General features: G+C 59.5%; 15 protein-coding genes and 1 pseudogene. 1 reads left to right on the top strand and 15 read right to left on the bottom strand.

Annotated features, from left to right (window positions below; all coding sequences use genetic code 11):
• Nucleotides 1-20 precede the first annotated feature (20 nt).
• From CDO73_RS16815 to CDO73_RS16800, 4 genes are all read right to left on the bottom strand, one after another.
• Nucleotides 21-857 carry an ABC transporter permease gene (locus CDO73_RS16815; RefSeq protein WP_088489690.1) on the bottom strand — a complete coding sequence of 279 codons (837 nt, stop codon included), beginning with the start codon at nucleotides 855-857 and terminating at the stop codon, nucleotides 21-23.
• Nucleotides 854-1,855: an ABC transporter ATP-binding protein gene (locus CDO73_RS16810; RefSeq protein WP_306437533.1), complete on the bottom strand. Its 1,002-nt coding sequence runs from the start codon at nucleotides 1,853-1,855 to the stop codon at nucleotides 854-856. The genes CDO73_RS16815 and CDO73_RS16810 overlap by 4 nt, the downstream gene beginning before the upstream one ends.
• Nucleotides 1,852-3,030 carry a hypothetical protein gene (locus CDO73_RS16805; RefSeq protein WP_088489689.1) on the bottom strand — a complete coding sequence of 393 codons (1,179 nt, stop codon included), beginning with the start codon at nucleotides 3,028-3,030 and terminating at the stop codon, nucleotides 1,852-1,854. The genes CDO73_RS16810 and CDO73_RS16805 overlap by 4 nt, the downstream gene beginning before the upstream one ends.
• 109 nt (nucleotides 3,031-3,139) lie before the next feature.
• Entirely contained in the window at nucleotides 3,140-3,667 is a 528-nt protein-coding gene (locus CDO73_RS16800) for a sigma-70 family RNA polymerase sigma factor (RefSeq protein WP_088489688.1), read from the bottom strand.
• Nucleotides 3,668-4,066: 399 nt separating this feature from the next.
• Between CDO73_RS16800 and CDO73_RS16795 the strand changes: the two genes are divergently transcribed.
• Nucleotides 4,067-5,269 carry an alpha/beta hydrolase family protein gene (locus CDO73_RS16795; RefSeq protein ID WP_256972731.1) on the top strand — a complete coding sequence of 401 codons (1,203 nt, stop codon included), beginning with the start codon at nucleotides 4,067-4,069 and terminating at the stop codon, nucleotides 5,267-5,269.
• 552 nt (nucleotides 5,270-5,821) lie between these two features.
• Here the strand turns inward: CDO73_RS16795 and CDO73_RS27350 are convergent.
• The 11 genes and pseudogenes from CDO73_RS27350 to CDO73_RS27220 all read right to left on the bottom strand — a co-directional run bounded on the left by CDO73_RS27350 (nucleotide 5,822) and on the right by CDO73_RS27220 (nucleotide 18,717).
• A complete protein-coding gene (locus CDO73_RS27350; protein WP_306437532.1) occupies nucleotides 5,822-8,233 on the bottom strand; it encodes a glycoside hydrolase family 76 protein in 2,412 nt (803 codons plus the stop codon).
• Nucleotides 8,234-8,327: 94 nt separating this feature from the next.
• Entirely contained in the window at nucleotides 8,328-9,260 is a 933-nt protein-coding gene (locus CDO73_RS16785) for a carbohydrate ABC transporter permease (RefSeq protein ID WP_256972730.1), read from the bottom strand.
• 33 nt (nucleotides 9,261-9,293) lie between these two features.
• A complete protein-coding gene (locus tag CDO73_RS16780) occupies nucleotides 9,294-10,214 on the bottom strand; it encodes a carbohydrate ABC transporter permease (RefSeq protein ID WP_088489687.1) in 921 nt (306 codons plus the stop codon).
• Nucleotides 10,215-10,305: 91 nt separating this feature from the next.
• Entirely contained in the window at nucleotides 10,306-11,586 is a 1,281-nt protein-coding gene (locus CDO73_RS16775; protein ID WP_088489686.1) for an ABC transporter substrate-binding protein, read from the bottom strand.
• Between the two features lie 54 nt (nucleotides 11,587-11,640).
• Nucleotides 11,641-12,924: a glycoside hydrolase family 125 protein gene (locus tag CDO73_RS16770; protein ID WP_088489685.1), complete on the bottom strand. Its 1,284-nt coding sequence runs from the start codon at nucleotides 12,922-12,924 to the stop codon at nucleotides 11,641-11,643.
• A 272-nt stretch (nucleotides 12,925-13,196) separates the two neighbouring features.
• Nucleotides 13,197-14,390, bottom strand: coding sequence for a GntR family transcriptional regulator (locus CDO73_RS16765; RefSeq protein WP_088489684.1), 1,194 nt, complete (start codon nucleotides 14,388-14,390; stop codon nucleotides 13,197-13,199).
• Nucleotides 14,391-14,577: 187 nt separating this feature from the next.
• Complete coding sequence (locus CDO73_RS16760; RefSeq protein ID WP_088489683.1) at nucleotides 14,578-15,069, bottom strand: CBS domain-containing protein; 492 nt, start codon at nucleotides 15,067-15,069, stop codon at nucleotides 14,578-14,580.
• Between the two features lie 600 nt (nucleotides 15,070-15,669).
• Nucleotides 15,670-16,126: pseudogene (locus CDO73_RS27225) on the bottom strand (YcnI family copper-binding membrane protein); the annotation flags it as partial.
• 102 nt (nucleotides 16,127-16,228) lie between these two features.
• The gene (locus CDO73_RS16750) at nucleotides 16,229-17,902 is read right to left on the bottom strand and encodes a copper resistance CopC/CopD family protein (RefSeq protein ID WP_088489682.1); all 1,674 of its coding nucleotides are present in this window, start codon (nucleotides 17,900-17,902) and stop codon (nucleotides 16,229-16,231) included.
• Nucleotides 17,903-17,932: 30 nt separating this feature from the next.
• Entirely contained in the window at nucleotides 17,933-18,598 is a 666-nt protein-coding gene (locus tag CDO73_RS16745) for a response regulator (protein ID WP_088489681.1), read from the bottom strand.
• Nucleotides 18,595-18,717 carry a hypothetical protein gene (locus tag CDO73_RS27220; RefSeq protein ID WP_256972729.1) on the bottom strand — a complete coding sequence of 41 codons (123 nt, stop codon included), beginning with the start codon at nucleotides 18,715-18,717 and terminating at the stop codon, nucleotides 18,595-18,597. Before CDO73_RS27220 ends, CDO73_RS16745 begins: the two co-directional genes overlap by 4 nt.
• Nucleotides 18,718-18,833: the final 116 nt, after the last annotated feature.

Here is an 18,833-nt window from a genome sequence, read left to right as displayed (position 1 = left end):
TCATTCCCCTTTCGCGGATCTCAAAGATCCTTTCTCTTAAATAACCACAATCCGAGAACGAAAGCAAAAAGGGTGAAACAAAGCGAGTAGATCACGAACGTGTTCGAAGGCGGATTGCCCCCGGTCAGAAAAGGAATGCTTTCTCCCGCGCCTTGCGTCAGCACGTACTGCATGCGGCGGTTCAAACCGTCGGCAGGCATCAGCAGCGACAGCAGCGCTCCGATCCGCGACAGCGTCTGCTCCGTGTCCGGCTCGACGGGCAGGAAACTGCGTACTTTTTCCACCATGCCGCCGAGCCAACCCGCTCCGTAGAGCATGGTCATGAATACGCCGTTGCCGATCCCGGAAAACAAACAGGAACCGAGCATGGAAGCACTTACCAATGCCGGAACGGCGACAAGAAACAGCAGAAGCGACACCGCCATATCGCCGTAATCCCGCGTCATCCCCGAATGTGCGGCCGTGATGCATACGATCGCCGCGAACAGCAGCAGCGAATAAGCGCCGATCAGCGAAACGTAACCGATCCAGCGTCCGACGTACCATTTCCAGCGCGGAATCGGCCGGGTGAGCACCGATTGAAGCACGCCCTGTTCGGCTTCGCCCGATACGACGGAGAAGGAACTGAAGATGGCCAGGAACGCGACCACGAATCCGCCGAAAAAGAAGCCCAACCCCAAAGTCGCTCCGCGCCGCTCGAAGCGTGCCAGCAAGTCCGAAGAACTCTGGCCTTTTAAGGCGATCGTATCCGCGATAAACCAAAATACGCCCATGAAAAGAAGCGTCAGCACCAACGTGATCAGCAGCATTTTGCGCCGCAGCATCTCCTGCCACGTCGCCGCGATAATCGTCTTCATCCGCGTTCCCCCCTTTGGTCCCGACCGGCTACGGCTTGCAGGAACCAATCTTCCAGCTTCTCGCGCTGCGCGTAAGCTTCGTACAAAGTCATGCCCTGCTCGACGATCAGCGCGTTCAGGCGTCCCGCCTGATTCTCGTCTTCGAGTTCGGCTTCGAGCCAGACCGGCTTCTCCCAATCGTCGCCGACGTCCGCGTCCGCTTTGCCCGATTGCGGTTCTGCCCAAGATACGCGCAGTCCGCTTTCTTCCCGCAGCCAATCCAGCAAAACGGGCGAAAATCCGCCGACTTTGAATCGCCAGCGGACTTTCACTTTAAGCATCTCCGTCACGGAACCTTCGCGGATCATCTCGCCGTTCAGCATCAGCGCCATCCGGTCGCAGACCGCTTCGACGTCTTCCATCAAGTGGGAGTTGAGAAACAGCGTCGTGCCCTGCTTTTTCAACTCCAGCAGCAGCTCGCGCACCTGGCGGCGTCCGACCGGGTCCATCGCCGACGACGGTTCGTCGAGGAACAGGATTTCGGGCTGCCCGAGCAGCGCGCAGGCCAAGCCGAGACGCTGCTGCATGCCTTTGGAATACTGCTTGACGCGGTCCGAGCCTCGTCTGCCGATGCCGACTTGGTCCAGCCCTTCGCGGACGCGGATCTTGGCTTCCGCCCCGCGAATGCCGAGCAGGCCCGCATGCTGCTTCATGACTTCTTCGCCGGTCAGCCACTCGGGATACCGGTACAGTTCCGGCAGGTAACCGATATGCCGCCGCGCTTCCAGCGAGCCGATCGGATGACCGAGCAGGCTGCCCGCTCCTTCGCTCGGATGCACGAGTCCGACCAACATTTTGACGAACGTGCTTTTGCCCGCTCCGTTGGGACCGAGGAAGCCGAAGGCTTCCCCTTTCCCTACCGTCAGCGTGATGTTCCTGCAGCCGCGTCCGTTATCGTAAATTTTACTGAGTCCTTGCGTATGAACGGCAGGCATCGCCGCATTCGGAATTACGTTCACTGCGCGACCAACCCTTTCAGGAATGTGAGGAAACCGGCTTCGTCTTTGCGGAAGCTTTCTGCCGCGCTGTATTCGTACAATACGCCGTCTTTTTTCCAGAACGCGTCGTAGACTTTATGCTGCGCGTCGTACGTGTAAGTCGCCGTGACTCCGTTGACTTCGATCTGATGACCTTCGCCGTTGGCGTACATCACGAGCGGAAGCTCGCCGCTGGATACGGCCGAACGTTCCAAGCTGTCTTTCAAGTCGCCCGGCAGACCCGGGAAATTGATGACGGCGTTCATCGTTTCGTCGAACGGGAACGAGTCGTCGAAATCCACGGTCGGCGCCTCCGATTGAGTCAACGTAGCCCAATCGCTGCCGTCGTCGTCGTTCAGATCAAAGTTGTAGCTGATCGAATCCGGATAGTTCAGCGTGATCGCTTTGCCGTCCGCTTCCTGCGGGAACAGATACGGCGCGCCCAGTCGGCGCATCGTCTCGTTGACTTCCGCCACGTTCAGCTTCATGATCGTTTGGCTTCCCAGCGACATGTTCATCCGCATTTCCGCTCCGTCAGGCGAGACGATCGGCTTGAAGCCGAGTTTCTTGATAAAGGTTTGCGGCGTTTCGTTCGGTTCGAATCGGCCTTTCGAGATGTTCTCGAAGGTGCCGTAACGGTTCTTGGATTCGATCGGTTCTTCGCCGTTAAAGACCTGCTGCACCATATTGCGCATATCGTTTTCTTGAACGAGTACCACGTCCTGCATGGTGAACTTGTTCAGTACATCCGCCAGCGCCTTATTGCCGGCCGGCGTAACGGCTGTCACGATCGCGGCCGCGGCAGCGGCGGTCACAGCCAGCCGAACGATATTTTTGCGAGCTTTGGCGGACAAGCGGCGGCGAGCGGACGAAGCTGCGGGAACGGCGCTCGGCGAGCCTTCCGCGGAACCTTTTTCGGCTTGAGCAGCAGCGGGACGTTCAGGCGAGCCTGTCAAAGGTTGCGAAGAAAAGTCGGCGGTTTCCGAAGCGGAAACGCGATCGCTTTCGTCTGCGGACGATTGCAAAGCTTCATTCTTGCGCGCTTCCCATGTTGCCCAAGCCGGATTGGCCGGTTCCTGCCGCAAGCGTTCTTCCATCTTGGCCCAAGCTTGGTTCGCCAGTTCCCGCTCCCGCTCATTGTTGTTGATTGTTGTCATTGTGTACTGCCTCCTTGAAGATTCGATTTGAATCGCGCCTTGCGGCACCTATGTCGGATTTCATAAAATGAACGTCTTCGCGATCAAAATTCGCGGTTAAGCCGGTCGGTTACCATTCCAATCCGTTCGGTTTGTTCTCGGCGCGTCTTCGCAGTTTGTCGACCGCCCGGCTGAGCAGCGAGCCGACGCGCGGCGGATTGACGGCAATCTCTTCGGCGATCTCGGCGTAACTGTAACCGGAGTAACGCAGCATCAGCACCTGCCGGTCGCGTTCGGGAAGCTCTTCGAGCAGCTCCGTCACCTGCTGGCGTTCTTCGCTGCGAACCAGAGCGTCTTCGCCGTTCTCGCCCGACCGTTCGCGGTCGAAATACTGCTGCTGCTTCTCCTGAAGTTTGCGCTGCCGGACCAGATGATCCGTGTGGTCGTAAGCGATCCGGGTAAGGACCCGGTGCAGCCAAGCTCCGATTACCCTCGGATCGTCCGGCGGATTGCGATACAACCGCAGGAACACTTCCTGCGCCAGATCTTCCGCCGTCGCTTCGTCTTTGACCATCGCGATCAATTTCCGGCGCACGCCGGGATAATATTCGAGAAATACCGCGCGAAACGCATCGGATTCCGATTGTGGATTGTTCATGGGTAAACCTCCTTGTGAAGTGCGGCCGCTCTTCCTTGCCGTATATACACTGAGAAGACGGGGGGTCTGCGGAATTTGTATCGGTTATCGCTAAAAAATAGAAAAAAAGTCGAGAAAGTTCGCCGGCAGCAGCGGAAAACCGCGTCGGGCGCGGGCGCTGAGCGGCGGCGGCGACGCTTCGGGCAGCGAGATTGCGGCTTCGCGCCGGGCGTGCCGAAGAAAGCCGCCCGAAAAAGCGTTTCGCAAAAAAGACGCGGATTTGGAAGACGCATCCCGGTCGGGGTAAGATAAAGAATACCTCTTTCGACTCTTACTCCGTGCCAGATCAATAGTGGGTTTACCTTTACTTGGTACAGAGTACTATACAACTTCGGCGCAGCGGCGCGAAAGGAGATCGACATGATTTATCGGATCACTTATTTGTCCGGCGGCCTTCGCGTGATGGGTTATCTCGCTTTCCCTGCCGGAGCGCAAACGACGGCCGAGGGTATCGAGGCATGGTTGAGGCGCGAATGCGGCGACGAGGAACTGACGGCCGAAGCGGTGGCTTGCCTGCTGCCGAGCGCGCAGAATTCGGCAGAAGCGGCTCGGCGGGATGCGGGGTTCACGGTGCCAGAGACGGAAAGCGGCGCGGCAGCAGCCATGGAGCGCCATAAAGCGCAAGGTACCGACGCACGGGCTGCGGCTGCGCAGCGGCCGAAAGTCCAAGACGTCAACGCACAGATTGCGGCCTCTCAGCAGCCGAAAGTGCAAGAGACCGACGCATGGGTTGCGGCTGCGCAGCGGCCGAAAGCCCAAGACGCCGACGCACAGGTTGCGGCCTCTCAGCGGCCGAAAGTGCAAGATGCCGACGCACGGGCTGCGGCTGCGCAGCGGCCGAAAGCCCAAGACGTCAGCAGCGGGGCGCGGGAGCTCGACCGCGCCTCCGATTCGGAAGCGCCGGGTTCTTATCCGGTGCTGGTGTACTGCCGGGGCGGGATCGGCCGGGTGGGCCGGGTTCGCCTCGATTGGTTGGCCGAATTCGCGGCATTCGGCCGGATCGTGATGGCGCCCTGCTACCGCGGAGGCGAAAGCGGGGTCGGGCATGACGAATTCGGCGGGGCCGATCTGGAGGACTCGCGGATCGCCGTGCGGCTGGCCCGCGCGATTCCCGGGGCCGATCCGGCCCGAATCGCGGTTCTGGGCTTCTCGCGCGGCTCGATCAACGCGACGGACGCGGCGATCGAAGAACACGCTTCGCGGCTTGTGCTCTGGGGCGGCCTGTCCGATCTGGCCGTCACGTACGAGGAGCGGATCGATCTCCGCCGCATGCTCAAACGGGTCGTCAAAGGTTCGGCGTACAAGCTGCCGGACGTGTATCTCGAACGCTCGCCGATCCATATGGCGAAGCGCTTGAATTGTCCCGTGCTGATCATGCACGGGACCGAAGACGCGCAGGTGGACTACGGCCACGGCGAGCGCATGTACGCCGAGCTGCGCAGGCTCGGCAAGTCTGCCGCCCTGACCTCTCTGGAAGGGCTGGGGCATCATATGCCGCAGGAGACCCGAATGCGGGTGCTCGCGGGAATGTTCGCGTGGCTGGAAGCGCCGCCGAACCCTTAATCGTCAGGAGAAAGGAAGAAGCCTTGCGGTTTGCGGTTTGCGGTTTGCGACCAAGCGCTGACCGCAATCGATTTTTCTGCCTCGCAAAATAGCCCATGTCCGGTTTCCGAATCGAAATGTTGTCATTTCGTCAGCATTGGGCTCCCGAAAAAGCATGATCCGATGAAAAAGTTGACTTTTCGTCCACTTTTTTCGGCTTTTACGGCTGTTTCTTCGATTTTTGTGCGGAATTGTTGATGTATAGTCAACAATCGCTCGAAAAGTCGACGATCGAGTCCAAATTGCTGACTTTTCGTCAACATTTATTGTTCGAGCCGTATAGCTTGCGGGCTCGCGAGCGGCAGAGCCGCGTCTGCCGAAGGACGCAGGCTGCCGTCTGGCTTGATCCATCGCGCGGGAACCTGCCGCCCGCAAGATCAGAAAACGCGCCGAAAAACCTCTTCCGATCGGGAAGAGGTTTTTCGTTTGCTTCTATGACGACTGCCTATAAATGCCGTTCGAAAAACATGTCCGGCAGGCGGCTTCGTCGTGCCGAATAGGCGAAGCCGATGCTTAAACGTTCGAAGCTGCGGGAACCTTGCGGCGTTCCAGCCGTGCGGCGGCCTCCGTCAGCATGACCCCGCTCAACTGCACGCTGAGTTGGACAGGCAGCACCGGAGTGGCGGCCCAGTCCGGGGCGCATAGCCCGGTGTACGGATCGATGCCCTGCCGCCACAGCAAAGCGCCATTACGGTTCAACACTTCGAGAACCTGCCCGTGGTCCGGCGCTTCTTCGAGCAGAAGCAGCAGGTAGCGGACAAGGATGCCTTTGAACAATCCGGTATCGTCGATGCCTTCGTCCGGAAGCTTGAGCGATGCCGGATCGCATAACCGTTCGATGCAGGCGGACGCCGTCCGCCGCGCTTCTTCCAGATAAACGCTGTCGCCGGTGCAGCGATACAGCTCCACTCCCGCGCCGAGGAAGACGCCTTGACAGTACGTGAATTCCCAATCTTTATCGATCCGACCGTCGCCGAGGCGATTCAGCCCGTCCCAGACGAAGCCGGTCTGCGGATCGACCAGATTGTCGCGGTTCCAAGCATAGATCCGTTTGGCCCATTCCAGATCTTCAGCATCGCCGAACTCCCGGTACAAACGCGCGGCCAAAATAGCGGCAGGCGCGTTGGCAGGCGTGTTTTTGTAGTCGAGCTGGTCTTTTTTCCAAGCCATGCCGCCTCCGCAGTTGTCGTTCCAAGCGGTACGGATATCCGCCCATAACTCCAACGCATGCTGCTTGTAAGCATCCTTGCCTGTCGCTTGGTAAGCGCGGAGAAACGCCAACGCCAGCCATTCCATATCGTCGTAATAGTTATGCAGATACGTATCGCCGTTGCTTCGGCGCAGATGAACGGCCAAATCCTCGATACGCTCCGCGTATTTCGCTTCGCCCGTCCGTTCCAGCGCGTCGACGAACACGTCTAGGACGTGGGCCTGCCACCAATAATAGAAGGGTTCGTTCTCCGTCTTGTGGCTGCCGGGGAACCATTGGTTCAGAATCCCGGTCGCCGGATTATGATAACGCTCGTACAGGATCTTCTGGAACCGCTCCGCGCGTTCGTTCCAGATTCCCGACCGAACGGGGGAATCCGGACTCGAATCCGCAGCGCCTGCGTTATCCGCCGCCGCGCTTTCGGCCGCGCCTAAGTTTGCTCCCGTTCTGACGACGCTCGGCCCGGCTCCGCTCTCGTCTGCGCCCGAGTCCGTCTCCGGCTTGCCGCCCTCCGACCGGACGGCGCTCTCCAGAAGCATCACGCCGCTAAGCTGCGTGCAGAGCTGCACCGGACTTTCCGGCTCCCGCCTCCAGTCCGGCCCGAACAACGCGGCGCCTTCGCCGCGGCCCCGCGCCCAGAGCACGTCCGCGTTATGCGCGAGCCAATGCGCGGTCCGAACCTTCAAGGCTCCCCCTGCGCTCGGTCCCCGCGCTTCCTCCGCCGAAGCCGTACCTTCGGCGGCAGAACCAGCCGCCGACCCGTTCGTCGATTGGCTGCTCTCCGACGCCCGAACCGCGGATCGTCTTCCTTCGAAATCCTGCCCGCCGGCCCTTTCTGGACGGTCCGCTCCGCCGCCTCCAAGCAGCCGCGCGGCTTCCGCCGCATACCGCGCCAGAATGCCTTTGAACAATCCGGCATCTCCGCCGCCTTCGTCCGGCAGCATGCCTTCTTCGTCCGCGAGCCGTGCGCGCGCGGCCTCCAGCGTCCGCACCGCGTCGAGCGCGTAAAGTTCTTCGCCGGTGCAGCGATACAGTTCGGCCGCCGCGCCGACGAAGACGCCTTGGCAGTAGGTGAATTCCCAGTCTTTGTCGATCTGTCCGTCGCCGAGACGGTTCATGCCGTCCCAGACGAAGCCTGTAACGGGATCGACCAGATTGGCTTTGAGCCAATCGTAGATGCGGCGCGCCCAGTCCAGATCGTCCGCGCTGCCGAAAGCGCGGTGCAGCCGCGCCGCGAGAATGACCGCCGGCGCGTTGGCCGGCGTATTCTTGTATCCCGGCTGCCGTTTATGCCAAGCGATGCCTCCGCCCATCGTCTCGTTCCAGCCGGTCCGGATATCGGCCCACAGTTCCAGCGCGGCCGACCGATAACGCGGCTCGCCCGTCGATTGATAAGCGCGCAGCCAAGCCAGCGCCATCCATTCCATATCGTCGTACAGCTCGTTCGACCAGACGCCGTCGTTGCGCGCCAGCACGCCTTCGTACAGTTTGCCGAGCCGCATTTTGTAGAATTCGTCGCCGGTCCGTTCGTATCCGTCGATCAGGACGTCGGCCGCGTGCGCCATCCACCAATAATGAAAGATCGTGTTGCAGTCTCCGTTCGGGCAAGGCGTTTCGATATCGTACATGGAGATCGATTCGTTCCAGAACCGCTCCTCCAATAAGCGCTGCGCTTCGTCCGCTCTGCGCGCCCGTTCTTTTTCGTCAATCGGCATGATCGCTCTCCTCTCCGTCTATTCCTTTGCGGCGGCGGACCGGCCAAATTTTCGGCAGTCCGTCTCCGGTTCGTTCATCGTCGCCTCGCCTCGCCTATCCTTTGATCCCGCTGAACGCGATCCCCTGAATGAAATACCGCTGAAGCGCGAGGAACAGAATCAGGATCGGCAGGATCGCGACCAGCGCTCCGGCCATCATCGGTCCGTAATCGGTCTGGAAATTGAACGAGAACGCCTGAAGCCCCATCTGAATGGTCGCTTTGTTCGGATCGTTCAGCACGATCATCGGCCATAGGAAGCTGTTCCAACCCGCTTGAAACGTGAAGATCCCGAGCGTCGCCAGCGCCGGCTTGGTCAGCGGCAGGTAGATGTTCCAGAAGATGCGGAACTCGCCGCAGCCTTCGATCCGCGCCATCTCCATCATGTCCGACGGCAGCGTCAAGAAGAATTGGCGCATGAAGAACACCGCGAACGTGCCCGAAGCGCCGGGCAGAATGATGCCCCAGAACGAGTTCATCAGCCCCATGCCCCCGTCGCCGAACAGATCGTTGCCGCCCATCAGCGGAATATGGCGTAATACGTACACGCTCGGAATCATCGTCACGATGCCCGGCACCATCATGGCGGCCAGCAGCACGCGGAACATGGCCGAGTTGCCTTTGAACTTCAATTTGGCGAACGCGTACCCGCTCAGCGAACCGAAGAACAGGTTCAGCACGACGCCGGTCGCCGCTAAGAAAAACGAATTCCAGAAATACAGTCCGAAAGGCACGGTCGTAAACGCTTTGACATAGTGTTCCAACGTGAACGACGTCGGAATCCAGCGGATCGGCATGCTGAACATGTCTTCGTCCGGCTTGAACGAAGTCATCACGCTCCAATAGAACGGCAGGAACATCACGATCGCGATCAGAATCCCCACGATATAGAAAGCCAGTCCGTTGACCAGCTTCCGCGCGGCCGGATTCGGCGCGTTTTTCGTTTTGCCGCTAGGCAGCCCTGCGCCTTTGCCCGTTGCGGTGCTCATAGAACTTTCGCCTCCTTTATCCGAATACGGCGTTTACAGAATCGATTCTTCCGAACGGTTCAAGCGCATGCTGATCAGCGAGAAGATCAGAATCGCCATCGCCAGCACGAACGCCTGCGCCGACGCGTAACCCATTTGCAGTTGGTTGAAGCCCTGCTGATAGATGAGATAGACCGGCGTTTTGGTCGCGTTGGCCGGACCGCCCTGCGTCAGCACGAAAGCTTGGTCGAACAATTGCAGCGCCCCGATGATCGACATGGTGCTGACCAAGAACGTCGTCGGGCGAAGCTGCGGCCAAGTGATGTAGCGCAAGCAGTCGAAACGGGACGCGCCGTCGAGCCGGGCCGATTCGTAGAGATAATCCGGAATGCCTTGCAGACCCGCCAGATAGATGATCATGTTCGAACCTACGCTCTGCCAGAGCGTCATCATGATGATGGCGATCATCGCCGTTTCCGTCTGCGACGTCCAAGCCGGACCGACGATGCCGAACGTCGACAGGATGCCGTTCACCATGCCGTATTCGGGATGCAGCAGCCACAGCCAGACCGTCGCGGCCGCCACGGCCGAGGTGAGCGTCGGCAGATAATAGAACGTACGCAGGACTTTGACCCCGCGCGCCGCCCGATTGAGCAGCACGGCGAGCAGCAGCGAGATCAGCAGATTCAGCGGCACGAACACGATCGCGTAGAACCCCACGTTGAGGAACGTCTGCCAATACAGATTGTCCTGAAGCAGACGGCTGTAGTTGGCCAAGCCGATCCAATCGTTTTTGCTGAGGACGTCGTAATTCGTGAAGCTCAAGTACAGCGCCATGACGACGGGAATGACCATGAACACCGCGAACAGCAGCATCGTCGGCAGGATAAACAGATAACCCATTCGCGCCTGATGGCGGCCGAGTCCGGTTCCGGCCGACGGACGCGATTTTTCCAGTTTTCCGGCTGAGATCATAGGATTGCCTCCTTAAGGTAGACGCCGCCCGCCGAAGATCGGCGAAGCGGCGCGTGATGCGCGATCCGTCCTTGCGGACCCGGAGTGTCGGTTATTGCACGACCGCGTTTTCTTGAAGCAGCCGTTCGCCGTCGGTCTGCGCTTTTTTGAGCGTGTCTTCCGCGCTTTGCTTGTTCTGCAGGAACAGCTCCAGATTCGGAATCAGCGCGTTCTCTTCCATGACGGAATAACCCGGATGGGTCGGACGCACTTTCGCGTATTCCAGCGCTTCGAGGAACGGCTTCCAGCGCTCGTCTTCCGAGAAATACGGATCTTCGACGGCCGGACGGAAACCGGGAATGTTCTGGCTCGTTTTGGCCCACAGCAGCGCGTTATCTTTGTTCGCCGTCCACCATTTCACGAATTCCCATGCGGCGTCCGGATTTTTCGAACCCTGCGGAATGACCAGACCGAAACCGCCCATATTGCCGCCGGTATCGCCGTTCGGTCCTTTGACCGGCGGCACGATGCCGTAATCCAGATCTTTGCCGTATTTGTCGTAGGTACTGAGCATCCACGGACCGGTGTAGAGCATCGCGACCTTGCCGGTGACGAACGCGTCCGCCCCTTCGCCCAAGCCTTCTTCGAAACCGACTTTGTACACTTTGTCTTCGTTCATCAGGCGTCCCCAGAAGTCCAGCACCTGTTTGCCGGCATCCGTGTTGACGTTCACTTTGTTGTCTTCGGTCAGCATGGAACCGCCCGCCTGCTGGATATACATGCTGAACAATCCGGGATCGCCGAGCGACATGCCCGCGACGTTCAGCTTGTTGCCGTCCCATTTGGTCAGCTTCTGTGCCACGTTCTCCAGATCGTCCCACGTCTGAGGCGGCTGCAAGCCGGCGTCGTTGAGCATCTTTTTGTTATAGAACAGCGCGCGCGTATCGACCGTCAGCGGCATGCCGTACAGCTTGTCCTGATACGTCAGTTCTTTCAGCGCCTCGGCGTAAAAGTCTTCCCGCTTGATCCCGTCGCGCTCCAGATATTCGTCGATCGGATGCAGGACGTTCTTGGGCGCGTACAGCGACGTCCGCCAGCGGTCCCAGAACACGATGTCCGGCGTTCCGCCGTTGGTCGCCGCCGTCAGGAACTTGGTGATCACGTCCTGCTGGAGCGCGTATTTGACCTGAATCTTGTCCTGCGATTTGTTGAACGCGTCGACCATCGTCTGAATCTGCTTCTGGCCGTCGCCGCCCCAGTCTCCCCATAACGTCAACGTCGTTTTGCCTCCGGAACCTTGGCCGTTCGACGCCTCGCCTCCGCCTGCTCCGCACCCTGCCAACAATCCGATCGACAACGCCACCGCCGCGATTTTCGCGAACGCTTTTCTCATCCTTCCCGCCTCCTCTTCGTTTGTAAAAAAGTTCGGATCGTAAAAAGTTCGAACCTACCGCTTAACGACCCTGCCGCTGTCCATCAAGACCAGCTCGCAGAACATCATGTTGGACCAAGAGAACCACGGACGGGTGAACTCTTCGGGACGGTCCGCATGGAAGCCTTCGTGGGTCAAACCTGTTCCGCCGTCCGTCCTCATGATCAGTTCCAGCATCTCCCGGCGCTCCTCTTCGCGTTCTGCGGTCATGCCCTGCATCGCCAGCGCGATATGCCAGATATAATGCGGCGGAGTATGCGGACTGCCGATTCCCGAAGCGGCTTGCCCTTCGTAAAAATAAGGATTGCGCGAACTCAGCACGAAATTCCGGGTCGTCCGGTACAGCGGATCGTCCTTGTCGCAGAAACCCAAGTAAGGCAGCGACAGCAGGCTCGGCACGTTGGCGTCGTCCATCAGATTGATCGAACCGAGTCCGTCGACTTCGTAGGCGTACAATCGCCCTGATTCGGGATGTTCGATCACGCCGTGGCGCGCGATCCCGGCTTCGATCTCCGAAGCCAGAGCTTCCGCTTCCTCCGCCAGCGCCGAATCGTTCAGCACTTCCCGGGCGATCTCCGCGGCATACCCCAGGACGACGACGGCAAAAGCATTCGAAGGAACCAAATATCCGTAGCGGCAGGCATCGTCGCTCGGCCGGAACCCCGACCAGGTCATGCCGGTAAACGCCGTCGGACTGCCGAGCCCGCCGCGTTTCAGCGTGTCGGTCGGCGCGCCGTCGCTTCGTTCGAAGCGGTAAGGCGATCGTTCTTCGTGGCGCTGTTCGGTTATCCACGTTCGGATAATCGCCTGCACGCCCCGCCGGAACGAATCGTCGAACTGCGAGGTGCGTCCGGCGTTTTTCCAGAGCAGATAAGCCAGTTGGATCGGATAACACAGCGAATCGATCTCGTATTTGCGTTCCCAGATCCACGGACCGCTCTCCGTCGCGTCGCCTTGATGCCCGCGTCCGTTCGCTTCTTCGTTGAAAGCGTTCGCATAAACGTCCTGTTCGATGTACCGGAACTGCCTGCGTACCACCCCTTCGATCAGATCGCCGACTTCGTCGTCTTCGCTGACGATCAGAAAAGGCCGAACCTGCGCCGCCGAATCTCTCAGCCACATGGCCGGGATATCGCCGGTGATCACGAAGGTCGTTCCGTCGCTTTGCCGCTTCAGCGTCGTATTCCACGTATTCGCCAAACAGCGTTCGAAACGTTCGGCCACCGCTTCGCTTTGTTTCTCCCTAACTTCCGCCGCCAACTGTTTCAGTGCTAGGGGCATGCCTTGCATCGTCTGCATCTGACACCTCTTTTCCGAGACCCCCGCTTGCCCGGCCTCTTATGTAACCGTTCTCACGAATGAGTATATTGGCATAATATATACATGTCAATATGTTATTTATTATTTTTAGTATATCGGTATGTAAAAAGGCTTCGAAAAAAGAACGTTCCGCCGTGAAAGCAGACGAATCTTTTTCCGAAGCCTTTTGCTTTTTCCGGGGTTATCCGCGGCAAAACGCGCAGCGCGAGCGCCTTCGGCCGACAGCGTTCGCGCGGATGCGGGCCGCAAACCTATTCGCGGACGCGAGCCGTCGAAGCGCCGGGTACCAACTCGGCCGGCAAACGCACTTCCGCCGCCGGCTGCTCGCCCGCCATGATCCCGAGCACCGTCTCGATCGCCAATCGGCCCATCTCTTCTTCGCGCTGCCGAATATGCGTAAACAGATAGCCTTCGCCGACGTTCAGCATCGGGCTGTCGAAGCAGATGATCGACAGATCTTCCGGCACGCGGCGGCCGATCCGTTCGGCGGCGGCTTTGGCGAGCAGCGCGATATAATATTCGATCGCGAAAAAGGCCGTGATCTCCGGATGCCGCTTCAGATGCTCCGCGATGCGCGCGATCTCCGCTTCGATATTGTCGCCGTAGAACGCATCCGGCAGCGTAGCCGTGATATCGTTCATCCACAGGCCGCGATCCGCCGCGATGCCTCGGTCGGCGTGGGCGCGCACGAAGCCTTCGATCCGTTCCTCGATCGCCGTCGTATCGCGGGGCGGCGGAGAAATCAGCGCGATCTGCCGATGGCCCAGATCGAACAGGTGGTTGACGGCCAATACCGCCGCTTCCGTATTGTCCGTGCTGATCGAAGACGCCGCTACTCCTTTGAGTTTGCGGTCGATCAGCACGAGCGGAAACTCGGCGATCACGAGTTTCAGAATCTCGGCATTGAAATATTCGCCCTGCGCGGGGAACACGATCAATCCGTCGACGCCGAGGCTGCGCATTTTCTGAATGGCCGCTTCTTCGCCGCTTTGATCGCCGAACGTGCGGCGCAGCACGAGAAAACAATCGTTTTTTCGCGTGAACTCTTCCATGCTGTAGAGCAGCCGGGTGCCGTAACTGGCGGAGAAATCGGTCAGGACCAGCCCGATCATCTTCTCTTTCTTGCTCTGGGCCGAGCCGGACTCCGCCGATTCGGCGCGCGGCGCGGCCGGAAGCATCGTCCGGTGCTCCCGCTGTTCGCGAGCTTCGCGATTTTCGGCGGAAGCCACGAACGATCCTCTGCCCGGCATGCGCACGATCACGCCTTCGGCCGCCAGCAGATCGAGCGCTTTTTTGCTGGTGATGCGGCTGACTCCGTATTCGTCGGCCAATTCTTTTTCCGAAGGAATCTTGTCGCCGCTGCGGTATACGCCGGTATCGATCAGTTCCCGGGTCTCGTTAAAGATTCTTTCGTACATCGGTATCGAAGAAGCGGTATCTTTCAAAAATAAGCCCTCCCGTCCTGAACTAAAATATATAACAATATATCATGTTATGTGTCGTAATGTCTATGACTCTGTTTTCTTTGCGGCCGCATCGCAAAAAAATCGGCTTCGCCATCCGCAGCAGATCTGCGAATCGCGAAGCCGATTTCCGTAAGTTTTGGAGCAGCCGATACGTCGTGCTTCGGACCTAAACGGTTTCCAGTATCCACGCGCCCGACAATGCGCCGTCCTTCGTCACGATTACCGCGTCCCTACGGGTGCGCGACGAGCGCGCCGCCGCCAGTTCAAGCACGCGGGCGATCGGCATACCGGCATCGACCGTCAGCGGATGCAGTCCCATCAAACGGCTGATCGGCAGTTCGTAGAGATGCTCGGGATCGAATTCCGCGTTCATCTGGATAAAAAAAGCGTCGCTCATGACCAATCCGACCGGACGTCCGCGATCGTCGCAGACGACGGCGCAGGCGGCTTCGGGATGTCGGAGCAGCAGACGCTGCGTTTCTCCGCAGGTGTCGGTTTGGCTCAGGATCGGCACGGCGACGCTTTTCGATCCCGCAAGCTCGCCGTTTTCCGCTTGCCAAGCGGCCGAACCTTCTTTTTCTTCTTCTCTTTCTTGCGGAAAATCCGCCTTTTTATTCACGCCGAACAGGCGAAGATGTTGTTCTTGAGTCGTCGTCATGGCGTTAAACTCCTCTCGTCGGGATTCTCCGCGTCGGGCCGGCTGCCGCTGCTTGACCTATTGCCGCGCCGTTCGTAGGCGCGACGCCGAGAACTCCGTTCCTGTTTCACTCTATCTGTCAGATTACGCCGCGAGCGTCAGCTTCGTTCGAGGAGATTGTAACGGCTGCGTAAATAAAAACCGCTCCGGGGAAATTCCCGAAGCGGTCGACCGAGCCGTTTTCGGCCGGACAAGTCTCAAGTCGTTATTTCCGTTTGCGCGATGCCAGAGCGAAGGCGGACAACCCGATCGCCACGATCGACAGCGCAAGCGTCACGTACAGCAGCACCGACTGGCCGGAAGCAGGCTCGCTATCCGACGGGGCATCCGCGGCCGCCGTAGCGGGTTCGCTGACCGTCGTGTCTTGGGTCGCGTCCGCAGACGCGGCGGGATCGGCTTGTTCGTTCTCTTCGGTCGCTGCCGAAGCCGGATCGCTGACGCCGGATTCCGTTTCGGCGGCTTGATCTTCTTCCGTCTGCGCGGCAGCCGGATCGGAAGACGCGTTCGAAGTCGAAGCGGACGTTTGACCGTGCGAATTCGCGGCCGTGCCGCTGGCTTCCGCGCCGATCGTCGTGATCGAGTGCGGCGTATCCGCATTCTCGTCTCCGGTCCATTCTACGATGCTGCCGTCCGCATAATATTGGAACGCGTCCCAAGCGGCTTCGCCGGGCTGTTCCGGGTTCTTGGCGACGAACGTAAAGCGTTGGAACTGCCCGGCGGCGATGCCGTCGCCCTGCGCTTCCCAAGTCACCGTGCCGGCCGCTTCGTCGACCGTCGTTTTCCAGCCCGGAATCGGTTCGTACTGTTGGAACTCGACGCCTTTCGGCATCTTGAGCACGACTTTGTTCGTGTTGACGTCTTTTTCGACCGGAACTTTCATCGTATACGTCTCCCAAGCGCCGGTCGTCGATTCTTTCGGCAGCACCGAGACATGGGCGCTGGCGACCGCGGCGAACATCAAGAGCGCCGCCGAAGCCGGAGCCGCAAGCGTCAGCAGTTTTTTCCAAGTTCGGTTCATTTTCCGCCCGGATCGAGTGTCGGAACGTCTTTCGTTTTGCTGCTTCGTTTCTGTACGATTATCCATGATCTTTGATCCCGCCTTCGTCAAATAGTAGATTCGTTAACGCACTTCCATCGTGAACGTATAATCGGCCTGCTCGAATTTCTCGGACAGCCCGTGCACTTCGACTTTCCATAATCCCGCGCTGCCGAAATACAGACCCGAAGCCGTATAGTTTCCGCCTTGCTGCGCTTCGGCGCGCACCTCGGTGTAATCGTCCGGCGAAGCCTGCGGCGCGATCTTCAGCGTGACCTGCTGCCAATCGGTTCGCAGCGCGCCGTATTTGTCCGTAAAACGAACCGTGAACGTGCTGGTTCCGACCTGCAAAGGTTCGACCTTAAGCGCGATCACCGCGTCGTCCGCATCCTGCGCCTGCTGCTTGTCCGAGAAGGTCTGCGGCGCGGCCGCGGCCGGCTGCGGAGTCGGCACGTTCGTGAGCAGTCCGGCCAATACGAGCACGATGACCCCGACCGCAAGTTCGGCGGCCAGCGACAGCGTATTCCGCTCGCCGTCCCGCCGGTTCGCGCGCCGGAAATGCAAGAATCCGAGCGCGCCCATGACCAGCAGCAGCGCGGCTTTGATCACGATCAGCACGCCGTATCGGCTGCCGAAAAGCGCGCTCCAGCCCGGCACGTGCGCCAGGCTCATGACTACGCCGCTCAGAACCAACGCGATCACCGAACCGAACGCCCACGGCGTGAAGCGGCGGAACGAAGCGGTCCAGAACGCGGCTTCGCCTTTTTTGGCATGCGGCAGAAGCAGCAGCAGGATCAGCAGGCCGCCGACCCAGACCGAAGCGCCGAGCAGATGCAGCGTATCGGCCAACACCTGAGCGAAGACATGTTCCGAACCCGCCGCATGTCCCGTCAGCGCTTTGGTGACGAGCAGCAGCACGAATCCGATGATCGCGATCGTCCAATGGCCGCCTCTTTTGCCCCAGCCCATCAGGTTATTGACGATTACCGCGCCCGCGATCATCGCGAGCAGCAGCAGCTGAAGCAGGAACATCCGGCCCGAAGAAGTTCCTTCGAGCGTCTGGCTCAAGATCTCTTTGCCGAACGCTTCGCTCCACGGCACGTCCGCGAACAGTTTGGCTTGAAGCGGCAGTCCGATCAGCACGACGACCAGCAGTCCCGCCAGCGAACCCCAGAACCAGATTCGGGCCGGCCGAACGATGTCGCGGCTGCCTCGAAGTTCGGCCGGAAGCAGAAAGCCCAAGAACAAGAGGCTTCCCGCCGTCAGCGAGAGCAGCGTGTACAGAATCGCCCGCTGCGCGACCGTATCCGCGCCCGGCGTGTAATCCGCCGCCCCGCCGGCCGTTCCCGCGTCGGTCAGCACGCCTTCCGAACCGACGCCGAAACGGATCGTGCCTCGGATCGGATGGCCGTCCGCCGAAACGACGCGCCAGTTCATCGTATAGATGCCGTCGGGAAATTCGCCCGACCGATCCGCCACGACGACGTGTTCGTCGATCCGCGACAATCGGGCTTCTTCGAGCGGCATCTTTTTGCCTTTGGTATCGGTGACGACGATCGACAAGAATTCGCCTTGGATCGTCTCGTTAAACGTCAATAAAATCTGCTCCGGCATCTCCGCCACCGACGTCTGATCGGCCGGCGTCGACGACAGCAGCGTCGCATGCGCCGAAGCGAGTCCCGGCAGCGCCGCCGATACGATCATCCAGACCGCAAGCACCAGCGCGCCGACCTTTTTCCATCCGTAGGATGCGTTCATGTGTTCCTTCCTTTCTGATCTCGGACCGGCTTACCGTTCGCCGCCGAAACCGTCGCGCCCGACCCAGCCTTTCTCCATCGCGTAGCGGGTCAATTGGACGCGGTTTTGCAGTTGAAGCTTTTGCAAAATGTTTTTGAGATGATTTTTGACCGTGTGCTCGGAGATGCCCAGATTCTCGCCGGCTTCGCGATTGGTCAATCCCGAAGCGACCTGACGCAGAATCTCGCGCTCGCGCGCCGTCAGCGAATCGCTGTCCGGCTGCTCGGCGGCCGGCGCGGAGAATTCTTTGAGAATCTGAAAAGCCAATTCGCGGCTCAGCGGCGCTTCTTCGCTCACGATCGCTTTGAGATATTCGATCCAAGTTGAAGGCGCGAGGTTCTTGAGTAAATAACCCTGCGCGCCCTGCTTCAACGCTTCGAGCAGATACGCGATATCGTCCGATACCGTGATGATGACGATCTTGACGTAAGGATAGGCGATCTTGATCCGTCCCGTCGCTTCCAATCCGCCCATCCCGCTCATGCGGATATCCATCAAGATCAAGTCGGGCATCCATTGTTCCGTGAACGCGATCGCTTCGGCGCCGTCCGAGACGACGCCGACGACTTCGAACAACGGATCGAGCGACAGAATATCGCAGATCGCTTCCTGCGCATGTTTGTGGTCGTCCACGACCAAGACCCGGCAGCGATTCATGCTCTTCCTCCTCCGACGATGCGGACCGAAGTGCGGCCCGGCTTCGAATCCCATTCGAACTTCCAGCCCATCTCCTGCGACCGATCTTCCATGATCTTCAATCCGTAGCGGCCGGACACCGCCAGCGGATCGCCATCGAACCCGCGGCCGTCGTCCGCGATCTAGATCGGAAGAGAAAAAAAAAAACTTCAGTTAATGACAACTTTGGTTACACAGATTGGACACACCGTAATAT

Origin of the sequence: Saccharibacillus sp. O23, from assembly GCF_002205895.1 — a bacterium.
Classification (GTDB): Bacteria; Bacillota; Bacilli; order Paenibacillales; family Paenibacillaceae; genus Saccharibacillus.
Note: the sequence above shows the minus strand (reverse complement) of the source record. Positions and strands in the feature narration are given on the sequence as shown.

Coding starts and splice junctions, on each gene's coding strand:
- CDO73_RS16815 (WP_088489690.1), bottom strand. CDS start 857: ATGAAGACGATTATCGCGGCGACGTGGCAGGAGATGCTGCGGCGCAAA.
- CDO73_RS16805 (WP_088489689.1), bottom strand. CDS start 3,030: ATGACAACAATCAACAACAATGAGCGGGAGCGGGAACTGGCGAACCAA.
- CDO73_RS16800 (WP_088489688.1), bottom strand. CDS start 3,667: ATGAACAATCCACAATCGGAATCCGATGCGTTTCGCGCGGTATTTCTC.
- CDO73_RS16795 (WP_256972731.1), top strand. CDS start 4,067: ATGATTTATCGGATCACTTATTTGTCCGGCGGCCTTCGCGTGATGGGT.
- CDO73_RS27350 (WP_306437532.1), bottom strand. CDS start 8,233: ATGCCGATTGACGAAAAAGAACGGGCGCGCAGAGCGGACGAAGCGCAG.
- CDO73_RS16785 (WP_256972730.1), bottom strand. CDS start 9,260: ATGAGCACCGCAACGGGCAAAGGCGCAGGGCTGCCTAGCGGCAAAACG.
- CDO73_RS16780 (WP_088489687.1), bottom strand. CDS start 10,214: ATGATCTCAGCCGGAAAACTGGAAAAATCGCGTCCGTCGGCCGGAACC.
- CDO73_RS16775 (WP_088489686.1), bottom strand. CDS start 11,586: ATGAGAAAAGCGTTCGCGAAAATCGCGGCGGTGGCGTTGTCGATCGGA.
- CDO73_RS16770 (WP_088489685.1), bottom strand. CDS start 12,924: ATGCAGACGATGCAAGGCATGCCCCTAGCACTGAAACAGTTGGCGGCG.
- CDO73_RS16760 (WP_088489683.1), bottom strand. CDS start 15,069: ATGACGACGACTCAAGAACAACATCTTCGCCTGTTCGGCGTGAATAAA.
- CDO73_RS16750 (WP_088489682.1), bottom strand. CDS start 17,902: ATGAACGCATCCTACGGATGGAAAAAGGTCGGCGCGCTGGTGCTTGCG.
- CDO73_RS16745 (WP_088489681.1), bottom strand. CDS start 18,598: ATGAATCGCTGCCGGGTCTTGGTCGTGGACGACCACAAACATGCGCAG.